Genomic DNA, 19927 nt, shown 5'->3' on the forward strand with positions numbered 1-19927 from the left:
GGGTTCGCGACGCCCCCGGTTCCGGTGCGCTGTCCGGCCGGAGCCCGGTCAGGCCCGACTCGACCGGGCCCGGGACAGGATCACAGCTCGAGCGACCAGGTGTTGATGTAGCCGGTGTCGCCGCTGAAGATGTCGCGGACCCGCAGCTGCCAGGTCCCGTTGGCGGTCTCCGACGACAGGTTCACCGTGTACGTCTCGATCACGTTGTCGGCTCCGTCGAAGAACGCCCAGCTCTTCAACCGGTAGGAGGAGCCGTCCGGGGCGATCAGGTCGACGATCAGGTCACCCCGGTAGGTGTGCTGGATGTTGACGTCCACCGTCGACGACGACGAGGGGGTGCTGCTGCAGCCGCTGATCGCGATGCTGCTGCTCACCCACGATCCGCTGTCCGGGATCGCCACGTCGGTGCCGTTGGTGCCGGTGCAGCTGCCGCCCGGACCGATCACCGTCAGGGTGAACGTCGCGGTACGGGTCGCCGAGCTGCCGGTGCCGGTGACGGTGACCGGGTAGCTGCCGCCCGGGGTGCTCGCCGAGGTGCTGACGGTCAGGGTGGCCGAGCCGCCCGAGGTGACGCTCGACGGGCTGAAGCTGGCGGTCGCGCCGCTCGGCAGACCGCTGGCCGAGAAGCTGACCGACTGCGCCGAGCCGGACGTGGTGGCGGTGGAGACGGTCGCCGTCACCGAACCACCTGGGGTGGTCGAGCCGGACGTCGGGCTGACCGACATGGAGAAGTTGTCCGCCGGCGGGGTGCCGTCGTTGACCACGTACAGCAGCCGGTTGGGCGAGCCGCTGCCCGGGTTGCCCACCGCGCCCACCGTCGCGTTGTCGTACAGGTAGTCGCGGACCTCCTGCGGGCTCCAGCCAGGGTTGGTCGAGGCGACCAGGGCAGCCGCGCCGGCCACGTGCGGCGCGGCCATAGAGGTGCCGCTGATGGTGTTCGTCGCGGTGTCGCTGGTGTGCCAGGCCGAGGTGATCGACGACCCGGGTGCGAACACGTCAAGGCAGGTGCCGTAGTTGGAGAAGCTGGACCGGCCGTCGTTGCTGGTGGTGGAGCCGACGGTGATGGCTTCGGTGACCCGGGCCGGGGAGGTGTTGCAGGCGTTGGCGTTGCTGTTGCCCGCCGCCAGGCTGTAGGTCACACCGGCCGCGATCGAGTTGCGCACCGCGGTGTCCAGCGAGGTGTTGGCGCCGCCGCCGAGGCTCATGTTGGCCACCGCCGGCAGTTCGGCGTTGTCGGTCACCCAGTCCACCCCGGCGATGACGCCGGCGGTGGTGCCGCTGCCGGAGCAGTTCAGCACCCGGACGCCGACCAGCGTGACGTCCTTGGCGACGCCGTACGCGGTGCCGCCGACGGTGCCGGCGACGTGCGTACCGTGGCCGTTGCAGTCGTCCGCGGACCCGCCGTCGACGGCGTCGAAACCGCTGACCGCCCGGCCGCCGAAGTCGTTGTGGCCGAACCGGATCCCGGTGTCGATGATGTACGCGTGCACGTTGGACGCGGTGTTCGGGTAGGTGTACGAGTCGTCCAGCGGCAGATCACGCTGGTCGATCCGGTCCAGCCCCCATGACGGCGGGTTCGGCTGGGTGTCGGTGATCCGTACGGTGTGGTTCTGCTCGACGTACTCGACCGCCGGGTGGGCGGCGATCCGGGCCGCCTGCTTGGCGTTGGCGGAGATCTCGAAGCCGCGCAGCGCGGCGGTGTAGGTGCGGGCGACCGTCCGACCGTGCTGGCTGGCCAGGTTGCGGGCGGTCGCGGCGACCTGTCCCCGGGTGACCGCGCTCTTCTTGAAGACCACGATGTAGCTGTCCGGTACGGCGGTCGGTCCACCAGCGTGCCGGATCGTCCCCTCCGGTTCGGCGGCGGTGACCGGTCCGGTGACTGCCGCCACCATGGCCAGTGCGGTGGCACCGACGATGATGATCCTGCGGGGGAGATTCATCTCCCGTCCTCCCATCAGATCGGCAGGCGTCAGTCCGCTGACGGTGACAGCGGATCAGTGAACGCCGATCTTGCTGAGAGTAATCTGAGTTGACACTGGGAAGTTATATTCTGAAACGTCTATACCACTGGTGCGATGGAACCGACGGGATCATCGCCCACCTGCAGCGCCGTGCCCGAAGAGCGGGTGGTGCCGGGTGGTCTGAAACAAGGAATTTTCATGATCGCCCTTGGTGGGGGCGGGTGATCGAGGCTCAGCGGGAGACCAGCCGACGGCGTACCCCGCGGGCGTACTTGCGGGCGACGAAGACGGTCGCCCGGCCGAGGCTGCGGGCCCCACCGACGGTGACCGTCTGCCCGGCCCGTCGGCCGCCGCGCGGTCCGGCCGTAGCCGAGCCGCCCGCCGCGCCCGACCCGGCTGCGGTCAGGTCGACCACGTCGTACTCGCTGCCGGTCTCCCACCGTTGCCCGTGGCTGGCGGCAACCGCCTCGACCAGCGCGCCGTCGGCGGTACCGGCGTGCAGCGCCCGGCTGCGGGCTGCGGTGGACCACAGCTCGACGGCGTGGGTCGGGGCACCGGCACCGGCCGGCAGCACCCGGAGCAGCCCGCACCGCCACTTCTCCATCGCCGCGACCAGCGAGCGGACGGTCCGTGGACCGACGCCCAGCCGGGCCGGCACCCGGAGCAGGTACGGCGCGGGGAAGGCGGTCACCGGAGCACTGCTGACCATGCGTACCCGTGGTTCGCTGCGGTACTCGGCGGCCAGCAGCCGCAGGTCGGCTCGGCTGCCGTCGGTCCCGCTGCTGTCGGCTTGGCTGCTGTCGGCTCCGCCGCTGTCGGTCCCGGCCACGGCCCAGTCGCCGACCAGGGCGACGTGCAGGTCGCGCTCGTCGCCGCCGAGCAGCCGGTCGACGCAGGACCGGACCACCCGGTACGGCTGGTCGACCGGTACCACGGCGGTCACCAGTGGCACCTGCCAGACCCGGCCGGGCCGGTTGCGACGCTCGCGGGGGAACGGCACCAGGTCGGTCAGCTCGGCGTCGGCCCGCTGCCCGGTGGTGACCGGATCCGCCGGGGCGGCCGTCCACAGCGTCGCCGCCGGCTCCGGCACGAACACCGCCCCAGCCTGCGCCAGCCGGTAGGCGACCTCGACGTCAGTGCCCTGGAACCGGTCGGAGCCGGCCTGGTAGCGGTCCCGCTGGAAGGCATAACCGGTGCCGGCGGCGGCCAGAAAAACGAGATGGTCGGCGGTGCGGAGCTGATGCGTGGTGTCGAGCAGCCGGGCCAGCCCGGGGTCGACCGTACTGCCCGGGAAGAGCTGGCCGAGGGTGCCGGCGCTGGCATGGGCCACGATCACGTCCGGGTCCGGGGCCCGGCCGGAGAAGATCATCGGTACGGCGACACTGACCGCCGCCGGACTGGCCTGCTGCCAGCGGGTGAGCGCCGAGACCAGGTCCGGTGCCGGGACCGCCCCGGCCGGAATCCGGACGATGATCTCGCCCTTCGCGGTGCCGACCTGGTCGGCGAAGTCGCTGTCGGCGGTGACGGTGACGATCTGCAACAGCCGGTCCGGGTACCGCTGCTGGCGCAGCGCGGCGACGGTACGGGCGGCGCCCGCCGGGTCGCCACCGTCGCCGACCACCAGCACGCTCACCTGGGCGGTGGGTGCCGGGTGACCGGGCTCCACGGGGGCGATCAGGGTCCAGTCGTTGTGTGGTGACGGAGCGGCGGACACGGCACCAGGCAGGGACACGCGTGCAGCGTACCGGAAGCCTGGCCGGTAGCCTCTGCCGTGATGTGGGTCGGTGTCGCGTGCGTCGGCCCGACGTGGTGCTCCGAGCCGGAACGACAAGGTGGCGCAGGGTGGCGGAGAATGCGGTGGGTGGCGTCGTGCGCGGCGGGAGCCCCGATCACCGGCGCTGGTGGTGGCGGGTCCGGTTGACCGATCGACCGGACGGCCGCCCGGTGTCCGGGCCGACCACCGGGGCGGCCCGTCGGGCGCTGGTGGACGCCGACTCGGTGGCGGCGCTGCGCCGCCTGCTGGCTGAGCCGGCCGCGGCCACGCCGACCCGCCAGCTGGTGGTCCGGGTACGCCGTTGGCGTCCGCCGACCGCCGGCTGGTCCGGCCGGCTGGGCCCGGTACCGGGCCTGCGGCGGCACCGGGTGCGGCTGCCGCGCGGTGGCGGCAACGCACGGCTGAGCGTCGACCTGGCCGAGCCGGTCCCGCTGCACGATCTGCTCACCGCCGCGCTGGCGGTGCTGGCGCCGGTCCGGCCGTTGCCCCGACCGGCCAGCGCCGACGTCGCGGCGGTCGGGGTGGCGCCCGGCTGGCTGCCGGTCGACGCCAACCACTCGGTGACCGGGGCGCTGACGACGAACCCCGAGATCCGCGGGTACGACGTGGTGCTCGCCCCGGACGCGGCGACGCTGGCCGCGCCGTCGGACCTGGTCGGGGTGGCGGTGACCGCCGGTGGCACCGGTGCCCGGGTGGCCAACCGGCAGCCGCTGGTGCTGATCGATTCGGCGGTGGCGAACCCGGTCGGCCGGGGCCGCCGGTACGGGCCGACGGAGCCGACCGGGGTGCTGGAGTTCCTGCCCGGCGACCCGGTGCCGGGCTGGCAGGTGCGGCCGGCTGAGTCCGTCCCCGCCCCGGCGGATCCGGCACCGGTCGGGGCGGATTCCCCGGCAGCCGGTGCGGTGCCGGTGGCGCGCGGCGGGTTGGCCGGCGCGCCGCTGTCCGGCGACCAGCTGGCGGCCATCCGCCGGTTCACCCATCTGATCTGCCCCGACGTGCCGGCGGTCGCGCCGGCGGCGGAGGCGACGCTGCTCGCCCAGCTGGCGGCGACCGGTGCCGTGCTGCGGGTGCCGCAACTGCCGCCGGCGGTGGCGGACCGGCTGGCCGAGCCGCTGCTGGCGGTGCTGCACAGCGACCTGCCCGGGGTCGGCGCGGATCCGTTGGAGTGGGAGATCCGCAGCGTACGGCAGCGGTCGGCGGCGTTGCGTGGGCACGCCGCCGCGTTCGCCGCCGGTGACGTCACCGCCGACACGTTTCCGGCGCTGGCGGCGCCGCCGTCGGTGAGCGCGGTGCTGGTCACCCGGCGTCCCGAGTACCTGCCGGACGTGGTGCGGCAGCTGGCCGGGCAGACCTACCCGGAGTTGGAGATCGTGCTCTGCCTGCACGGTATCGAGTTGACGGCGGACCTGCGGGCGCGGCTCGGTGAGTGCGGCCGGCCGATCCAGATCTTCAGCGCGCCCGCCGGGTTCAGCTTCGGCGAGGTGATGGGCGCGGCGACCGCGCGGGCGCGGGGCAGCCTGGTCACCAAGGTCGACGACGACGACGTGTACGGCCCGGAGCACATCTGGGACCTGGTGCTGGCCCGGGAGTACTCGGGCGCGATGCTGGTCGGCAAGGCGGCCGAGTTCGTGGTGCTGCAGATGCTCGGGGTCACGGTCCGCCGGGCCGCGGTGCCGCCGGAGGCGTACGGCGCCCCGGTGGCCGGCGGCACCATGTTGATGGCGCGCGGTGACCTGGAGGCGGTCGGTGGTTGGCGGCCGGTGCCCCGGTCGGTGGACCGTGGCCTGATGGACCGGGTGCTGCGTGCCGGCGGGCTGATCTACCGCACCCATCCGCTCGGCTACCTGTACGAACGGCGGGCGGCCGGGCACACCTGGGACGCCGGTCTCGACTACTTCCTGCGTCGGGGTGGCCAGCAGTGGGACGGGGTGCCCCGGCACCCGGAGTTCGGTACGTCGCCGGTCGGACTACCCGAGGTAACCGCTCGGTAATCCATCCGATCTCCTGGTAATCGAGCTGTCACAATATGAACATGGCACGTTTACCCGATGTGCCAGGGCGATGGCGCTCGTCACAGTCATTCGGGGGCCGGCAACCGATGGCTGGGGGAGGTGACGGTGACCACCGTCGCGCTCAAGGATGTATCCAAGGTCTTTGCCGACGGGACCGTCGCCGTCGACAAGGTCAACCTCGACGTCAACGACGGTGAGTTCATGGTGCTCCTCGGCCCGTCCGGCTGCGGCAAGTCGACCGTGCTGCGGATGATCGCCGGGCTGGAGGATCCGAGCAGCGGTGCGGTGCTGCTGGACGGCGAGCTGGCCAACGACATTCCGCCCCGGGACCGCCGGGTCGCGATGGTCTTCCAGGACTTCGCCCTCTACCCGCACATGTCGGTGGGGGACAACATCGCCTTCCCGCTGCGCCTGTCCGGAGTGGAGACGGCGTCCCGGCAGGAGCGGGTGGCGGACGTCGCCAGCGCGCTGGGCATCGGCGACGTACTCGCCCGCAAGCCCAGTCAGCTATCCGGTGGCCAGCGGCAACGGGTGGCGATGGGGCGGGCCATCGTCCGCCGTCCCGGCCTGTTCCTGATGGACGAGCCGCTATCCAACCTGGACAGCGGGCTGCGGGCCGAGCTGCGGGCGGAGATCTCCGGGCTGGTCCGCGAGCTCGGCGTCAGCACGGTCTACGTCACCCACGACCAGGCCGAGGCGCTCACCATGGCCGACCGGGTGGCGATCATGCGCAAGGGCGTGCTGCAGGACGTCGGCACCCCGACCGAGGTGTACGGCCGGCCGGCCACCCTCTACGTCGCCGCGTTCCTCGGCAGCCCTCGGATGAACCTGCTGGAGGCATCGGTCTACGTCCATCTCGACCGCTACGTCGCGCTCAACCTGGGCGAACAGACCCTCTACCTGCCCTGGACCGATCTGCGCGCCCGGGCCGTGTCGCACTACCACGGGGAACGCATCGTGGTCGGCCTGCGGGCCGAGGCGCTGACCCCGGTAGCCCCCGGCAGCCCGGGTGACGTGCTGCAGGGCCGGATCCGGTTCCTCGAACACCACGGCCACGAGTCGCTGGCCTACCTCGACATCGGGGCCACCGCGATCGTGGTCGACGACCTCGCCGGCACGGCGGTGGAGCCGGCCGGTGCCGGCGGCCGCCTGCGCCGGTTCGGTGGCGTGATGCAGCGCCTCACCGGCCGGTCGGTCGGCCGGGCGGCCGTCGGCGAGCAGTCGGCCGAGCCCGGCCCGGACCGGGAGAGCGTGCTCAGCGACCCGGGGCGGCACCACCGCCGGCCGGCCGAGCTGGCCGTGCGACTGGCCCCGTACCCGGCGGTCACCCCCGGCCATCCACTGGCCGTCTCGGTCCGGATGGACGCCCTGCACTTCTTCGACGAACGGGGTGACCGAATCGACGTCGGCTGGCGATGAGTGGGCGGATGGCGATGAGTGACTGACCGGTCACCATGGGCTGGCGCGCCGGTGGAAACCGAGCCGGCCGACCGGAGATCAGGTTAGATTGGCTGCGTGCTCGGTCTACCCGCTCATGTGACCGCCTGCCTGTTCGACCTCGATGGGGTGTTGACTCAGACCGCGAAAGTGCACAACGCGGCGTGGGAGGAAACCTTCAACAACTTCCTCCGCGCCCGCGCCGACGAGACCGGCCAGCCGTTCCAGCCATTCGATCCGGGCGCCGACTACAGCCGCTACGTCGACGGCCGACCACGAGCCGACGGGGTGCGTTCCTTCCTCGCCTCGCGAGGCGTTGAGCTTCCCGAGGGGTCGGCGGACGACCCCCCGGAGGCCGACACCGTGTACGGCATCGGCACCCGGAAGAACGAGGTGCTGCTGCGACGCATCGCCGAAGACGGGGTGCAGGTCTACGACGGTTCATTGGCCTACCTTCATGCTGCCCGCTGGGTCGGGCTGCACCGGGCCGTCGTCTCGGCCAGCGCCAACTGCCGGGACGTGCTGATCGCGGCGGGGATTGAGGAGTTGGTCGAGGTGCGGGTAGACGGGGTGATCGCGCGCGAGAAGGGCCTGCGGGGCAAGCCGGAACCAGACACGTTTCTGGCCGCTGCCGCGCAGCTCGGCGTCGAGCCGGGCAACGCCGCGGTGTTCGAGGACGCGCTGGCCGGCGTGACGGCGGCGCGTGCGGGGGAGTTCGGCTGTGTCATCGGAGTCGACCGGGTCGGCATCGGTGACGAACTGCTCGCCAACGGTGCCGACATCGTGGTGAGCGATCTGGGGGAGTTGCTGGTCGGAGCCGAACGGTGATCCGCGAACGGGCCTACCCCGTGGAGCCGTGGCACGTGCGGGAGACCCGGCTCGACTTCGACATCCTGGCCCAGTCGGAGTCGGTCTTCGCCCTCGCGAACGGGCACGTCGGATTCCGCGGCAACCTGGACGAGGGCGAACCGCACGGCCTGCCCGGCACCTACCTGAACTCGTTCTACGAGTTGCGGCCGCTGCCGTACGCCGAAGCCGGCTACGGCTTCCCCGAGTCCGGCCAGACGCTGGTCAACGTCACCAACGGCAAACCGATCCGGCTGCTGATCGACGACGAACCGTTCGACGTGCGCTACGGCGACCTGCTCTCCCACGAGCGGGTGCTCGACCTGCGGGCCGGTCTGCTGGACCGTCGGCTGGAGTGGCGCTCGCCGGCCGGGCGTACCGCCCGGGTCCGCAGCACCCGGCTGGTGTCGTTCACCCAACGGGCGGTCGCCGCGATCTGCTTCGAGGTGGAGGCGGTCGACGAGCCGTTGCGCATCATCGTGCAGTCCGAGCTGGTCGCCAACGAGGAGTTGCCGGCACAGAGCAAGGACCCGCGTGTCGCGGCGGTGCTGGAGACGCCGCTGCAGGCCGAGGAGCGGCTGGTACAGCCCGACGGCGGGCTGCTAATCCACCGTACCAAGGCCAGCGGGCTGCGGATGGCGGCGGCGATGGGGCACGAGATCGACGGCCCCGGCGAGGTGTCGGTCAGCACCGAGGGCTTCGACGACTGGGTCCGGACCACCGTCTCCTGCCTGCTGGAGCCGGGGCAGCGGCTGCGGATGGTGAAGCTGCTGACGTACGGCTGGTCCAGTCAGCGCTCGTTGCCGGCGCTGCGCGACCAGGTCGGCGCGGCGTTGGCCGGCGCCCGGATCTCCGGCTGGGAAGGGCTCTGCGCCGAGCAGCGCAAGTACCTCGACGACTTCTGGAGCCACTCGGACGTGCGGGTGGACGGCGACCCGGAGATCCAGCAGGCGGTCCGGTTCGGGCTGTTCCACGTGCTGCAGGCCGGTGCCCGAGCCGAGCAGCGGCCGATCGCGGCGAAAGGGCTGACCGGCCCGGGGTACGACGGGCACGCCTTCTGGGACACCGAGATGTTCGTGCTGCCGGTGCTGACCTACACCCAGCCGGGGGCGGTCGCCTCGGTGCTGCGCTGGCGGCACTCGACCCTGGACCAGGCGCGGGAGCGGGCCCGGATGCTCGGGCTCAACGGGGCGGCGTTCCCGTGGCGGACCATCCGTGGCCAGGAGTGCTCGGCGTACTGGCCAGCCGGCACGGCCGCGTTCCACGTGGCGGCGGACATCGCCGACGCGGTCCGGCGGTACGTGCACGCCACCGGGGACGTCGAGTTCGAGCGGGAGATCGGCCTCGAACTGCTGGTGGAGACCGCCCGGTTGTGGCGTTCGCTGGGCCACCACGACCGGCACGGCCGGTTCCACATCGACGGGGTGACCGGGCCGGACGAGTACACCGCCGTGGTCGACGACAACATCTACACCAACCTGATGGCGCAGCGGAACCTGCTGACCGCCGCCGACTGCGCGCTGCGCTACGCCGACCGGGCCTGGGTGCTCGGCGTCGACGACGAGGAGACCGCGGCCTGGCGGGACGCGGCGCTGTCGATGCACGTCCCGTACGACGACGAGCTGGGCGTGCACCCGCAGTCGGCCGGGTTCACCCGGCACCAGGAGTGGGACTTCGCCGGCACCCCGCAGGACCACTATCCGCTGCTGCTGCACTACCCGTACTTCGATCTGTACCGCAAGCAGGTGGTCAAGCAGGCCGACCTGGCGCTGGCGATGCACTGGCGGGGTGACGCGTTCACCGAGGAGGAGAAGGCCCGCAACTTCGCCTACTACGAGCGGCGTACGGTGCGGGACTCGTCATTGTCGGCGTGCACCCAGTCGGTGATAGCCGCGGAGACCGGACATCTGGAGCTCGCCCACGACTACATGGGTGAGGCCGCGTTGATGGACCTGCACGACATCAATCGCAACACCCGCGACGGCATCCACGTGGCCGCCCTGGCCGGGGCGTGGCTCGCGCTGGTCGCCGGCTTCGGGGGGATGCGTGACCACGGCGGGGAGCTGACCTTCGCTCCCCGGCTGCCGCAGCGGATCAACCGGCTGGAGTTCGCCATGATGTGGCGGGGCCTGCGGCTGCGGGTGGCGGTCCAGCACGACGAGGTGACCTATTCGCTGCGTGACGTCGACCCGAACGCCACCGTCGACCTGACCCACCACGGCGAGCCGATCACGGTGGCTGCGGACAAGCCGGTCACCCGGGCGATCCCGCCGGCCGGTCCGGTCGGTCCGCCGCCGCAGCAGCCGACCGGCCGGTCACCGGTGCGCCGGTCGGCGCGTACCGACTGACGGCGCGTACCGACTGACGGTTCTTCGCGCGGTGCCGGACCGGCCCGGCACCGCGCGAAGCGAGGTCAGGTCACAGCAGGGACAGATGTACGTGGTTGGTGTGGTCGCTGTTCGGGTCGCCGCCGGCACCGCTGTACGAACTCCAACCGGTGGTCGGTGACCAGAACTGGCGGTACCAGATGACGTACAGGATGCCGAGCTTGTCGGCGTTGCGGACGAAGAAGGCGGTCAGGTTGTTGCCGTACAGCCGGTCGTCGCCGAAGGCGTCGCCGCCGAACCCCTGCTGCTGAGCGGAGAAGTCGCAGGCCCGCCCCTTGGGGTGCTCGAACGGTCCGCCGGGGCGGAAGCAGGAGACGAAGCGGGTGAAGCCGGCCTTCTTCGCCTCGTTCAGCGCGTGCATGGTGCGCGGCGTGATGCAGCCGCTCGTGGTGGGGTCGTCCAGACTGCACGACTGGGACGGCCAGGAACCGTCCGAGTTACGCGGAGCCTGGGCGGCGACCGGCGAGGTGGCCGAGACGAACCCGTTGGTGGCGACCGCGCCGACCAGTTGCAGGGCCTTTTCGGCCTCTTTCTTCTGGCGGGCCATCGCTTCGAGTTGCTGTTCCTCGCGGGCCACCTCGGCGTCGATTGCGGCGACCGCCCGGGCGGCCTGTGCGCGGGCCTCGTTGAGCTCCCGGATCCGCTTGTTGTCGTGCATGGCGATCATGTCCAGGCCTTCGGCGCGTTCCAGCAACGCGTCCGGGTCGGCGCTGTTGAGCAGGACCATCACCGGGGTGATCCGACCGAGACGGTACGAGTTGGAGGCGACCTGGCCGATCTGTGGGGTCAGCGCCGCTATCCGTTCCTCGACCTTTTCCAACTCGAGGTTGAGCTTCAACTGGCGTTTGCGGGACTCGTCGACCGCCGCCTTGGCTTCGACGTAGCCCCGGCCGGTCGATTCGAGCACTTCGCTGAGCAGTGGCGGGGCGCCTTCGTCGTCCGGATCCTGAGCGGCGGCCGGCGACGCTACGACGAAGCCGGCGAGCAGGGCGGCGACGGCGGCGAGGGCCGCGGCCGTCGGAATCCGCCGGCGGAGGGGTGCGGTCATCCTGTTCCTTTCCTTGGCCGCCGACCGAGTTAGCTGACGGGTTCGGGACGGAACGATCCCTACCGCTGGCGCGGATTCACCCCGGTGGAAACGTGGTTCCCCGGCTCACCCCGGAGGGTGATTGGGCGGCGGTCACCGCCGGCACCGGTGGGCGCCGCCTGGCGGAGACCGCCGGCAAGCTTACCGGATCGGTCACCGGCATCAACACCTCGACAATCCTGACTGAGCTGGAAAAATCCGTTACCGGGCAACGACTTTCGGTGATGTCCACTTTCTGCGTTCGGCGGCGTACGACAAGTCGTCAGGCGGGCCGGATTCGCTGCGCCGAGGTTAGCGGCTGACTACAGTGCGTATGAGGAAAAGCGGGAAAGTCGTAGCGTCGGACGGATCTTCGGTGAGAGATGACGATTCCCCGGTTGGGCCGCCGGACGCCGACAGCGTGGTGGTGATCGGCCTCGGCCGGTTCGGTGGTCAGGTCGCCCAGTCTCTGCTCCGCCTCGGCCACGACGTGCTGGGCATCGACGAGCATCCCAAACGGGTGCACCGCTGGTCCGAGCGGCTGCCGAGGGTGGTCGAGGCGGATTCGACCGATGACCAGGCGCTGCGCCAGTGCGGCGTCGCCGACTACCCCCGCGCGGTGGTCGGCATCGGCTCGGACGTCGAGGCCAGCATCCTCACCGTGGTGGCGCTGACCGAGCTGGGTGTCCCGGAGGTCTGGGCGAAGGCGATCACCGCCAAGCACGGCCGGATCCTCGCCTCGGTCGGCGCGCACCATGTGATCTTTCCGGAGGCGGCGATGGGTGACCGGGTGGCCCACCTGCTGGCCAGTCGGATGCTCGACTTCATCGAGTTCGACGACGGGTTCGCCATCGCCAAGGTCTGCGCCCCGCCGGACGCCGCCGGCCGGACGTTGGCCGAGTCCCGGCTACGTCAGCGGTACGGCATCACGGTGGTCGGGATCAAGGAGCGGGACCGGCAGCTGAGGTACGCGGGACCTGAGACGTTGATCCCGCCGGATGCGCTGCTGATCGTCGCCGGGGCGACCACGGCGGTTCAGCAGTTCGGCCGGTGAACATGGGCGTGACCGCCTCATCACACCTTCATTTCGTGAGCTGATCAGCCGCCGGACTTTCGCAAACTCGTGACTCAGGCTACAGTCCCTGCATGGGAGCGCTTCCATCGATGGATGTGCCCCCGCTGAAGTAATCGACGCGTGGCGCGGCGATGGCGACATCACCGTGTCAACCGCACAGCTCCCGAGGCTGGCGGCGGGCCAAGCCCGGACTCCGCCGCCAGCCCGCGCACCACCTGTCGAGAGGAGGTGGAACCAGAGCCACTCGCGTGGCCCGGCTCCCGCGCGTCACGCACGACCTGGACGCCAGACCGCTCGTGCGTGTTTAGCAACTGATGGTGGGGACGGGGGTTGCCCTCCCCGTCCCCACGCTAGTCCTCGATTGTTACGGCGGGGAATCGCCGACAAGTCAGGACCGCGACGCCGGTCCGTCCGACAGCGCTGCCCGGCCTGCCGATGCATCGGCAGGCTTCGTTGTGTATGGGGCCTGGGGCAGCGGCTGGGCTGCCGCGTCCGGTCTGCGGCAAACGGTCGGACCGACCTTTCCGTCGCCGCGTAAGGCTTCGATGCTCGTCGATCGGTAGTGAGCAAGCTCACAGTCGGTCGATCTGCTGGTCGCGACCGGACGGTCCGGTCACGCGCCGCCGGCGCGGTGGTGCCCGACTAGTCAATCGACAATCATGGATATCAATGTCGCTGGTCCGTCCCGGCGGCCGCACCGAAAGCGAGATGTCCATGCCGCAACCGCCGCACCGCTGCCGCCGGGGGATCCGGCGCGATCCCAACCACACCCGACGCCGGCTCGGCGTCGCGGTCGCCGCCGCACTGCTCGGCCCACCCCTGCTACCGGCGTCCGCGGCGCTCGCCGCGGCGGACACCGAGCCGCCGACCACCCCCGGCACCCCGACCGTCGCCGAGATCAGCACCACCGACGTCACCCTGGTCTGGACGGCGGCCACCGACGACGTCGGGGTGACCGGCTACCGGAATGCGGGCCAGTGCTCCGGCCTTCAGGCCGGGGGTGAAGGCCCGCGCTGGGAGGGCCGCCAGGCCCGAGCAGTGCCTTGACCGGGACGGTTCTGCTGCTCGATGTACTGCTTGATGACGGTCAACGGTGCGCCGCCGACAGACCCGGCGAAGTACGAGCCGGACCAGAGTTTGTTGGCCCGGTAGTAGTGGCGCACCAGGTCGGGGAACTCCTGCCGGAGGCGGCGCGAGGAGACCCCTTTGAGGCTGTTGACCAGCCTGGCCACGGCGACCTTGGGCGGGAAGTTGACCAGCAGGTGGACGTGGTTGTGGCCGCCGTTGAACTCGACCAGTTCGGCCTCGAAGTCGGCGCACACGTCTCGCATGATCGCCTCCATCCGGGTCAGGTGCCGGTCGGCGAACACGTTGTGCCGGAACTTCGTCACGAAAACCAAGTGGACATGCATCGCGAAAGTGCAGTGTCTGCCAGTGCGGATGCCTTGAAGTTCGACCATAAACCAACATGATACAGTGATGGCCGTGCAGCTCCGTTACAACTACCGGATCACCCCGGACGCCGCCCAGCGCACCGCGCTGGCGCAGGCGTTCGGGTGTGCCCGGGTGGTTTTCAACGACGGACTCAGGCTGCGTCAGCAGGCCCGCGAGGCGGGCGAGAAGTACATCTCCGACGGCGACCTGTCGAAGTTGGTCATCACAGCGGCCAAGGCCAGCGAGGACCGGGCCTGGCTGGGTGAGGTGTCGGCCGTGGTGTTGCAGCAGGCCCTCGCCGATCTGAACACCGCGTACCGCAACTTCTTCAACTCGCTGTCCGGCAAACGCCGGGGCCGCAAGGTGGCCCCGCCCCGGTACCGGTCCCGTAAGGACAACCGGCAGGCGATCCGGTTCACGAAGAACTCCCGGTTCAAGGTCTGTGACAACGGCCGCCTGCGGCTGCCGAAGATCGGCGACGTTCCGGTGCGCTGGTCGCGCGGCCTGCCGTCGGATCCCACCTCGGTCACCGTGATCAAGGACACGGCAGGCCGGTACTTCGCCTCGTTCGTCGTGCGGATCGGCGAGGACGAGACGCTGCCGCCGGTCGACTCCGAGATCGGCATCGATCTGGGCCTGACCCACTTCGCGGTCATGTCCGACGGCACGAAGGTGACCGCACCGAAGTTCCTGCGCCGCGCGGCCCGCAAGCTCAAGCGGTTGCAGCAGGCACTCTCACGCAAGCAGAGGGGCAGCAACCGCCGCAGGAAAGCCGTGATCGAGGTGGCCCGCGCTCACGCGCGGGTAGCCGACACCCGGCGGGACTGGCAGCACAAGCTGTCCACGGCGATCATCCGCGAGAACCAAGCGGTGTACGTCGAGGACCTGTGCGTTGTTGGTCTCGGCCGGACTCGGCTGGCGAAGTCCGTGCACGATGCGGGCTGGGCCGCCTTCACCGGCATGCTGGAGTACAAGGCGCAGCGGTACGGGCGCGCGTTCGCCCGGGTGGACCGGTGGCTCCCGTCCACCCGGATGTGCTGCGACTGCGGCCGGATCAACGAGAAGATCGCGTTGAACGTCCGGGAGTGGGACTGCCCGTGTGGCAGTCACCACGACCGGGACATCAACGCCGCCATCAACATCAAGGCCGCCGGACAGGCGGACTTCAACGACCGTCGAGCGCACGTAAGACCGGGACTTGTCCCGGCGGCGCGCAGTGAAGCGGTAACCCACCCGGACGCTGCGTGTTCCACGCGCAGCGTGGAGGGAATCTCCGTCCTTCTTCAGGGCGGAGAGGATGTCAAGAGGTCGCCCGACTGCACACCGACTACGTCGTGATCAGCACGACCCCCGACTACGCGATCACCATCGGCGGGCTGGGGCCGTCGCAGACGTACCAGTTCTGGGTGTACGCGCTCGACGCCGCCGGCAACCGTTCGCCGGCCAGCCCGAGCCTGCGCCTGACCATGCCGCCCGGCGACGACCAACCACCCACCGCGCCCAGCGCGCTGACCGCCACCACGATCGGCACTGACTCGGTCACCCTGCGGTGGCAGCCGTCCGTCGACAACGTCTACGTCGCCTGGTACGAGGTGCTGCGAGTCAACCCTGACGGCTCCACCACCCCGGTGGCGACCGCCCCGCAACACCCGCCGACCGGACCGACCGCCCGGGTCGGCGCACTGCGGCCGCAGACCGCGTACACCTTCGTGGTGCGGGCCCACGACGACGCCGGCAACACGTCACCACCGTCCGAGCCACTGACCGTGCGGACCCTGCCGGCGGCACCGGTCTGCGAGGTCAGCTACCAGGTGGTGAACCACTGGCCCGGAGCCTTCCAGGCCCAGCTGACCATCCACAACGCCGGACCGGCCGTGATCGACGGCTGGACCCTGCGCTGGACCTTCCCCGGCGACCAGCAGATCAGCCACCTGTGGGGCGCCGAACCGGTCGACCTGGTCCCGCCGGACATCACCGTCACCAACACGCCGTGGAACAGCCGGATCCCGGCCGGCGGCAGCGTACAACTCGGTTTCGTGGTCAGGTACTCGGCGAGCAACACGCCGCCCACGGACTTCCTGCTCAACGGCGACCGGTGCACGTCCTCGGGTTGACCCCTCGTCGAAGACGCGCTGGTGACGGCGGCTTGCTAGCCTCGCCCGCATGCGGGTGCTGGTGGTCGAGGACGACCCCGAGGTACGCAGCGCCGTCGTCACCGCGCTGCGCTCCGGCGGATTCGCCGTCGACCAGGCGGCCGACTGGAGCCAGGCCGACCTGAGCATGAGCATCAACGACTACGACTGCCTGGTGCTCGACCGGATCCTTCCGGAAGGCGACTCACTGCACCAGCTCGGCCACCGACGGCGGGCCGGGCTCACCACACCGGCCCTGGTGCTCACCGCGCTGGACAGCGCCGGGGACCGGATCGCCGGCTTCCAGGCCGGTGTCGACGACTACGTGGTGAAGCCGTTCGTCACCGCCGAACTGGTGCTGCGGGTCCGGGCGCTCTGCCGACGCCGCGGCGCAACCACCCCACCGCTGCTGCGGGTGGCGGATCTGGAGGTCGACGCCGCCCGCCGGGAGGTGCGCCGCGCCGGCGTCCTGCTGACGCTCACCCGCAAGGAGTTCGCCGTACTGGAGATGCTGCTGGTCCGGCGCCCGGCGGTGGTCAGCCGGAGCGACCTGTTCGAACACTGCTGGGACGAGCTCGCCGACCCCAGCTCGAACGTGGTGGACGCGGTGGTCGCCCAGCTGCGCCGCAAGCTCGGCGAGCCGCAGCTGATCCACACCGTACGCGGGGTCGGCTACCGGGTTGGCGGGTCGCCGTCGTGACCGCCGGCCGAGTCGGCGGGGTGCCGTCGTGAACCGCCGCGACCGGCGGGGCGGCAAGCCGCTGCAGACCGCTGACCGGCTGCGTAACCTGCGGATCCGGATCACGCTGCTGGTGATGGCGATCAACGTGGTCGGCCTGGCCGGGATGGGCGCCGTCGCGTTGCTGGTCGACGGACGGCAGCGCGACGAGGTGGTCGCCGCCGAGCTGCGGCGTACCGCCAGCACCGCCGCCGCCCTGCTCTACTACGAGTCCGGGGCGCTGCAACTCGACAAACTGTTCGACAACGCGGTCGCCAACGGCACCACCGCCGTCTACGTCTACGAGGCCGGCCGAGCCGACCTCAGCCTGGTCTTCGCATACCCGGCCCGGCTGCCGGTCGTCCCGCCGAACAACCTGCTCGCACCGGCCCGGACGGTCTGGACCTCCGGCACCGAGCTCGCCGGCGGAGTCGGCGACACCGCCGGTACCCCCACCCCGCTGCTCGCCGTACCGTTCGAGCACGCCGTCACCGGAGCGGTGGCCGGCACCGTCGTGGTGCTCGGCGACACCGGGCCGGCCGAGACCGCCAACCGGCGGCTGGCCCTGGCCCTGGTCGCCGGCGGGGTCAGCTTCACCGCGCTGGCCTGCGCCGGCGGTTACCTGCTCGCCCGCCGGGGCACCGAGCCCATCGCCGACGCGCTCAACCAGCAGGAACGGTTCGTCGCCGACGCCGCGCACGAGCTGCGCACCCCGTTGACCGTGATCCGTGCCGTCTCCGAGACCGCGCTGGCCGAGCCGCAGCGCCGCCCGGCGGCGCTGCGTCAGGTGGTGCGCTCCGCCGACCGGCTCGCCGACTCGGTCTCCGTCCTGCTCACCCGGGCCCAGCTCGTCGCCGGCCTGCGCGACCTGCGCCGCGAGCCGTTTCGCCTGGACCAACTGGCCGAGGAGGTGCTGACCGACACCGTCGTCGCACCGCACCGCGCGGTGCCGGTCACCGAGGCGGTGGTGGCGTACGGCGACCCGGCGCTGGTCCGGATCGCGCTGCGCAACCTGATCCAGAACGCGGTCCAGCACGGGCGGGGCGCCGACCAGCCGGCCGAGATCCGGCTCGAGGTCACCCCTGGACCGCCGACGGTACGGGTACGCGACCACGGCACCGGGCTCAGCGAAGCCGTCGCCGCCGCGCCTGAGCAGCGGTTCCGCAGCGGCACCGAGGACGGCACCGGGCTCGGGCTGGCCATCGCCAGCTGGGTGGCGCAACTGCACGGCGGGCAGCTGCGGCTGGTCAACGCCGAAGGCGGCGGTGCCGAGGCCCGGCTGCGGCTGCCCGGCGGTCAGGGCGGGTAGGGCGGTATGCCCGAGCGTACCGGCCAGTGTGCCAGGACCACCCGATCAGGGCACGTAGACCGCGTTGTCGCCGTCGGGGCGGATCGCGAACCAGATGCCCGACTGGCCGTGACCGTTCGCGTCGCCGGGCATCCGGTCACCGGCGTACCCGTACAGCGGCCAGCCGGCCAGGCTCAGCTGCCGGCTCCCGTCGGACCGGTCGAAGCAGCCGACCAGCTGCCGGTCGATCCCCTCCACCCGTACCTCGCCCTCGCAGGGGGCCGGAAGCCAGGACTGCCGGCACTGTCCCTCGCAGGCGGACCAGGTCGGTGCCGCGGTGTCCCGGTCGGACCGGTACAGCACGAACCCCTGCGCGTCGATGACGATCTCGTCCAGCGTCCGGGAGTCGACCGCGTACAACGCGGTGCCGGTCGCGGTGGACGACGGCGCGGCGGAGACACCCACCGGGGTCCCGGCCCCGGGGTCACTGCACCCGGTGAGGACCAACCCGGTGAGGGTCAGCACCGCACCCAGGATCAACCGTCTCATCAAAACCTCACGCTCCTACCAGCAGGATAGGCGGGTCCGACCGGGTTCAGGAGGTGGACGTGCGCACGTTGCTGCGGCCGACGGCGGTGCTCGGCCTGCTGTCGATGCTGACCGGATGCGTCGCGGCCGGCGGCGAGCAGACGGCACCGGCCAGCGCCTGCGGCAGCCGCATCGCGGTCCTCGGCCCGCTCTCCGGCGACTCGGCCGACCTCGGCGGCAACGTCCGCGACGGTGCCCGCCTGGCCTTCGACCAGTACCGGGCGGAGCATCCGGACTGCCCGGTGGAGCTGGTCGAGTTCGATTCGCAGGGCGACCCGAAGCAGGCCCCCGCGCTGGCCCAGCAGATCGTCAACGACGCCCGCATCATCGGGGTGGTCGGTCCGGGTTTCTCCGGCGAGGCCGAAGCGGCACTGCCGATCCTCGACCAGGGCGGCGTCGCCACCATCACCACCTCGGCGACCCGTACCGAACTCAGCGAACGCGGCTGGTCCACCTTTCACCGGCTGGTCGGCAACGACGCCGCGCAGGGGCGTGCCGCCGGTCGGTACATCGACCAGGCGCTGGGCGGCACGGCGGTGTTCGTCGTCGACGACGGCGGGGCGTACGGCCAAGGGCTGGCCGACCAGGTGGCCGCCACACTCGGCGCCAAGGTGGTGCAGCGGGCGACGGTCGCCGCCGGCGCGACCGACTTCAGTGCGGTCGTCGGGCAGATCCGTTCCGCCGACGCCGACGTGGTCTTCTACGGCGGCTACTACGCGGAAGCCGGTCGGCTGCGCCGCCAGCTCCGCGCGGCCGACATCCCGGCGACCTTCGTCGCCGGTGACGGGGCGAAGGCGGACGGCTTTCTCCGCGAGGCCGGCGACGACGCCGAGACCGGGGTGGTGATCACCTGCCCCTGCCTGCCGCCGGAGCGGGCCGGGGCCGAGTTCCCGCAGCGCTACCGGGAACGCTTCGGGGTGGAGCCGGGCACCAACTCCGCCGAGTCGTACGACGCGGCGACGGTGTTCCTCGCCGGAATCCAGGCCGGACACGGTGACCGGGCCGCGATGGCCGCGTTCGTCGACGACTACGACGCGCCCGGGGTCACCACCCGGATCGCCTGGACCGGCACCGGCGAGCTGGTGGCGTCGTCGGTGGTGGTCTGGGCGTTCCGCGTCCAGCAGGGCCGGTTCGTGGCGGAGCGGTCCATCCCGGCAAGTTGACCTGCGCGCCCCTGGCGGGCGCGTCCGTGAACGTGGCAGAGGAGTT

At 71.3% G+C, this 19927-nt stretch carries 16 protein-coding genes and 1 riboswitch; of the genes, 11 read left to right on the top strand and 5 right to left on the bottom strand.

Going from position 1 to position 19927, the window contains the following annotated elements:
* Positions 1-80 precede the first annotated feature (80 nt).
* On the bottom strand, positions 81-1940 hold the full coding sequence (locus tag ACN27J_RS23940) for a S8 family peptidase (RefSeq protein ID WP_421369692.1): 1860 nt from the start codon (positions 1938-1940) through the stop codon (positions 81-83).
* Positions 1941-2193: 253 nt separating this feature from the next.
* Complete coding sequence (locus ACN27J_RS23945; protein WP_421369693.1) at positions 2194-3693, bottom strand: hypothetical protein; 1500 nt, start codon at positions 3691-3693, stop codon at positions 2194-2196.
* A gap of 110 nt (positions 3694-3803) precedes the next feature.
* On the opposite strand from ACN27J_RS23945, the gene ACN27J_RS23950 reads away from it, so the two are divergent.
* The 4 genes from ACN27J_RS23950 (at position 3804) to ACN27J_RS23965 (ending at position 10378) form a co-directional block, all read left to right on the top strand.
* A complete protein-coding gene (locus ACN27J_RS23950; protein ID WP_421369694.1) occupies positions 3804-5726 on the top strand; it encodes a hypothetical protein in 1923 nt (640 codons plus the stop codon).
* Between the two features lie 126 nt (positions 5727-5852).
* A complete protein-coding gene (locus ACN27J_RS23955) occupies positions 5853-7166 on the top strand; it encodes an ABC transporter ATP-binding protein (RefSeq protein WP_421369696.1) in 1314 nt (437 codons plus the stop codon).
* A gap of 96 nt (positions 7167-7262) precedes the next feature.
* Complete coding sequence (locus tag ACN27J_RS23960) at positions 7263-8012, top strand: HAD family hydrolase (RefSeq protein ID WP_278173511.1); 750 nt, start codon at positions 7263-7265, stop codon at positions 8010-8012.
* Positions 8009-10378: a glycoside hydrolase family 65 protein gene (locus tag ACN27J_RS23965; RefSeq protein ID WP_421369698.1), complete on the top strand. Its 2370-nt coding sequence runs from the start codon at positions 8009-8011 to the stop codon at positions 10376-10378. The genes ACN27J_RS23960 and ACN27J_RS23965 overlap by 4 nt, the downstream gene beginning before the upstream one ends.
* Positions 10379-10448: 70 nt before the next feature.
* Here ACN27J_RS23965 and ACN27J_RS23970 read toward each other — a convergent pair whose 3' ends face one another.
* The gene (locus ACN27J_RS23970) at positions 10449-11465 is read right to left on the bottom strand and encodes a coiled-coil domain-containing protein (protein ID WP_421369699.1); all 1017 of its coding nucleotides are present in this window, start codon (positions 11463-11465) and stop codon (positions 10449-10451) included.
* 2 nt (positions 11466-11467) lie between these two features.
* Positions 11468-11603, bottom strand: a riboswitch (cyclic di-AMP (ydaO/yuaA leader).
* 256 nt (positions 11604-11859) lie between these two features.
* Here ACN27J_RS23970 and ACN27J_RS23975 point away from each other — a divergent pair.
* Together ACN27J_RS23975 and ACN27J_RS23980 are read left to right on the top strand one after the other, a co-directional pair.
* On the top strand, positions 11860-12537 hold the full coding sequence (locus ACN27J_RS23975; protein WP_278173514.1) for a potassium channel family protein: 678 nt from the start codon (positions 11860-11862) through the stop codon (positions 12535-12537).
* A gap of 690 nt (positions 12538-13227) precedes the next feature.
* Complete coding sequence (locus tag ACN27J_RS23980; protein WP_421369702.1) at positions 13228-13605, top strand: hypothetical protein; 378 nt, start codon at positions 13228-13230, stop codon at positions 13603-13605.
* On the opposite strand, the gene tnpA is transcribed toward ACN27J_RS23980, so the two are convergent.
* Positions 13548-14018: an IS200/IS605 family transposase gene (gene tnpA / locus ACN27J_RS23985; RefSeq protein WP_421368994.1), complete on the bottom strand. Its 471-nt coding sequence runs from the start codon at positions 14016-14018 to the stop codon at positions 13548-13550. The genes ACN27J_RS23980 and tnpA overlap by 58 nt on opposite strands.
* Positions 14019-14037: 19 nt before the next feature.
* Here tnpA and ACN27J_RS23990 point away from each other — a divergent pair, with 19 nt between their 5' ends.
* From ACN27J_RS23990 to ACN27J_RS24005, 4 genes are read left to right on the top strand one after another with little or no spacing between them, the layout of a single operon-like run.
* On the top strand, positions 14038-15330 hold the full coding sequence (locus ACN27J_RS23990) for an RNA-guided endonuclease InsQ/TnpB family protein (RefSeq protein WP_421369704.1): 1293 nt from the start codon (positions 14038-14040) through the stop codon (positions 15328-15330).
* Positions 15327-16106 carry a cellulose binding domain-containing protein gene (locus tag ACN27J_RS23995; RefSeq protein WP_421369706.1) on the top strand — a complete coding sequence of 260 codons (780 nt, stop codon included), beginning with the start codon at positions 15327-15329 and terminating at the stop codon, positions 16104-16106. The genes ACN27J_RS23990 and ACN27J_RS23995 overlap by 4 nt, the downstream gene beginning before the upstream one ends.
* Before the next feature lie 49 nt (positions 16107-16155).
* Positions 16156-16824: a winged helix-turn-helix domain-containing protein gene (locus ACN27J_RS24000; RefSeq protein ID WP_421369708.1), complete on the top strand. Its 669-nt coding sequence runs from the start codon at positions 16156-16158 to the stop codon at positions 16822-16824.
* Positions 16825-16852: 28 nt separating this feature from the next.
* Entirely contained in the window at positions 16853-18151 is a 1299-nt protein-coding gene (locus tag ACN27J_RS24005; protein ID WP_421369710.1) for a sensor histidine kinase, read from the top strand.
* Positions 18152-18196: 45 nt separating this feature from the next.
* Here ACN27J_RS24005 and ACN27J_RS24010 read toward each other — a convergent pair whose 3' ends face one another.
* The gene (locus ACN27J_RS24010) at positions 18197-18679 is read right to left on the bottom strand and encodes a hypothetical protein (protein ID WP_421369711.1); all 483 of its coding nucleotides are present in this window, start codon (positions 18677-18679) and stop codon (positions 18197-18199) included.
* A gap of 59 nt (positions 18680-18738) precedes the next feature.
* Between ACN27J_RS24010 and ACN27J_RS24015 the strand changes: the two genes are divergently transcribed.
* The gene (locus tag ACN27J_RS24015) at positions 18739-19881 is read left to right on the top strand and encodes a branched-chain amino acid ABC transporter substrate-binding protein (RefSeq protein WP_421369713.1); all 1143 of its coding nucleotides are present in this window, start codon (positions 18739-18741) and stop codon (positions 19879-19881) included.
* The last annotated feature ends 46 nt before the right edge of the window (positions 19882-19927 follow it).

It is taken from the genome of Solwaraspora sp. WMMB762 (genome assembly GCF_049179115.1).
In the GTDB taxonomy this organism is placed as follows: Bacteria; Actinomycetota; Actinomycetes; order Mycobacteriales; family Micromonosporaceae; genus Micromonospora_E.

What these genes read in the sequence shown, in the direction of transcription:
- ACN27J_RS23980 (WP_421369702.1), top strand. Translation starts at nt 13,228, where the DNA reads ATGTCGCTGGTCCGTCCCGGCGGCCGCACCGAAAGCGAGATGTCCATG.
- ACN27J_RS23970 (WP_421369699.1), bottom strand. Translation starts at nt 11,465, where the DNA reads ATGACCGCACCCCTCCGCCGGCGGATTCCGACGGCCGCGGCCCTCGCC.
- ACN27J_RS24000 (WP_421369708.1), top strand. Translation starts at nt 16,156, where the DNA reads ATGCGGGTGCTGGTGGTCGAGGACGACCCCGAGGTACGCAGCGCCGTC.
- ACN27J_RS24010 (WP_421369711.1), bottom strand. Translation starts at nt 18,679, where the DNA reads ATGAGACGGTTGATCCTGGGTGCGGTGCTGACCCTCACCGGGTTGGTC.
- ACN27J_RS23940 (WP_421369692.1), bottom strand. Translation starts at nt 1,940, where the DNA reads ATGAATCTCCCCCGCAGGATCATCATCGTCGGTGCCACCGCACTGGCC.
- ACN27J_RS23990 (WP_421369704.1), top strand. Translation starts at nt 14,038, where the DNA reads ATGGCCGTGCAGCTCCGTTACAACTACCGGATCACCCCGGACGCCGCC.
- tnpA (WP_421368994.1), bottom strand. Translation starts at nt 14,018, where the DNA reads ATGGTCGAACTTCAAGGCATCCGCACTGGCAGACACTGCACTTTCGCG.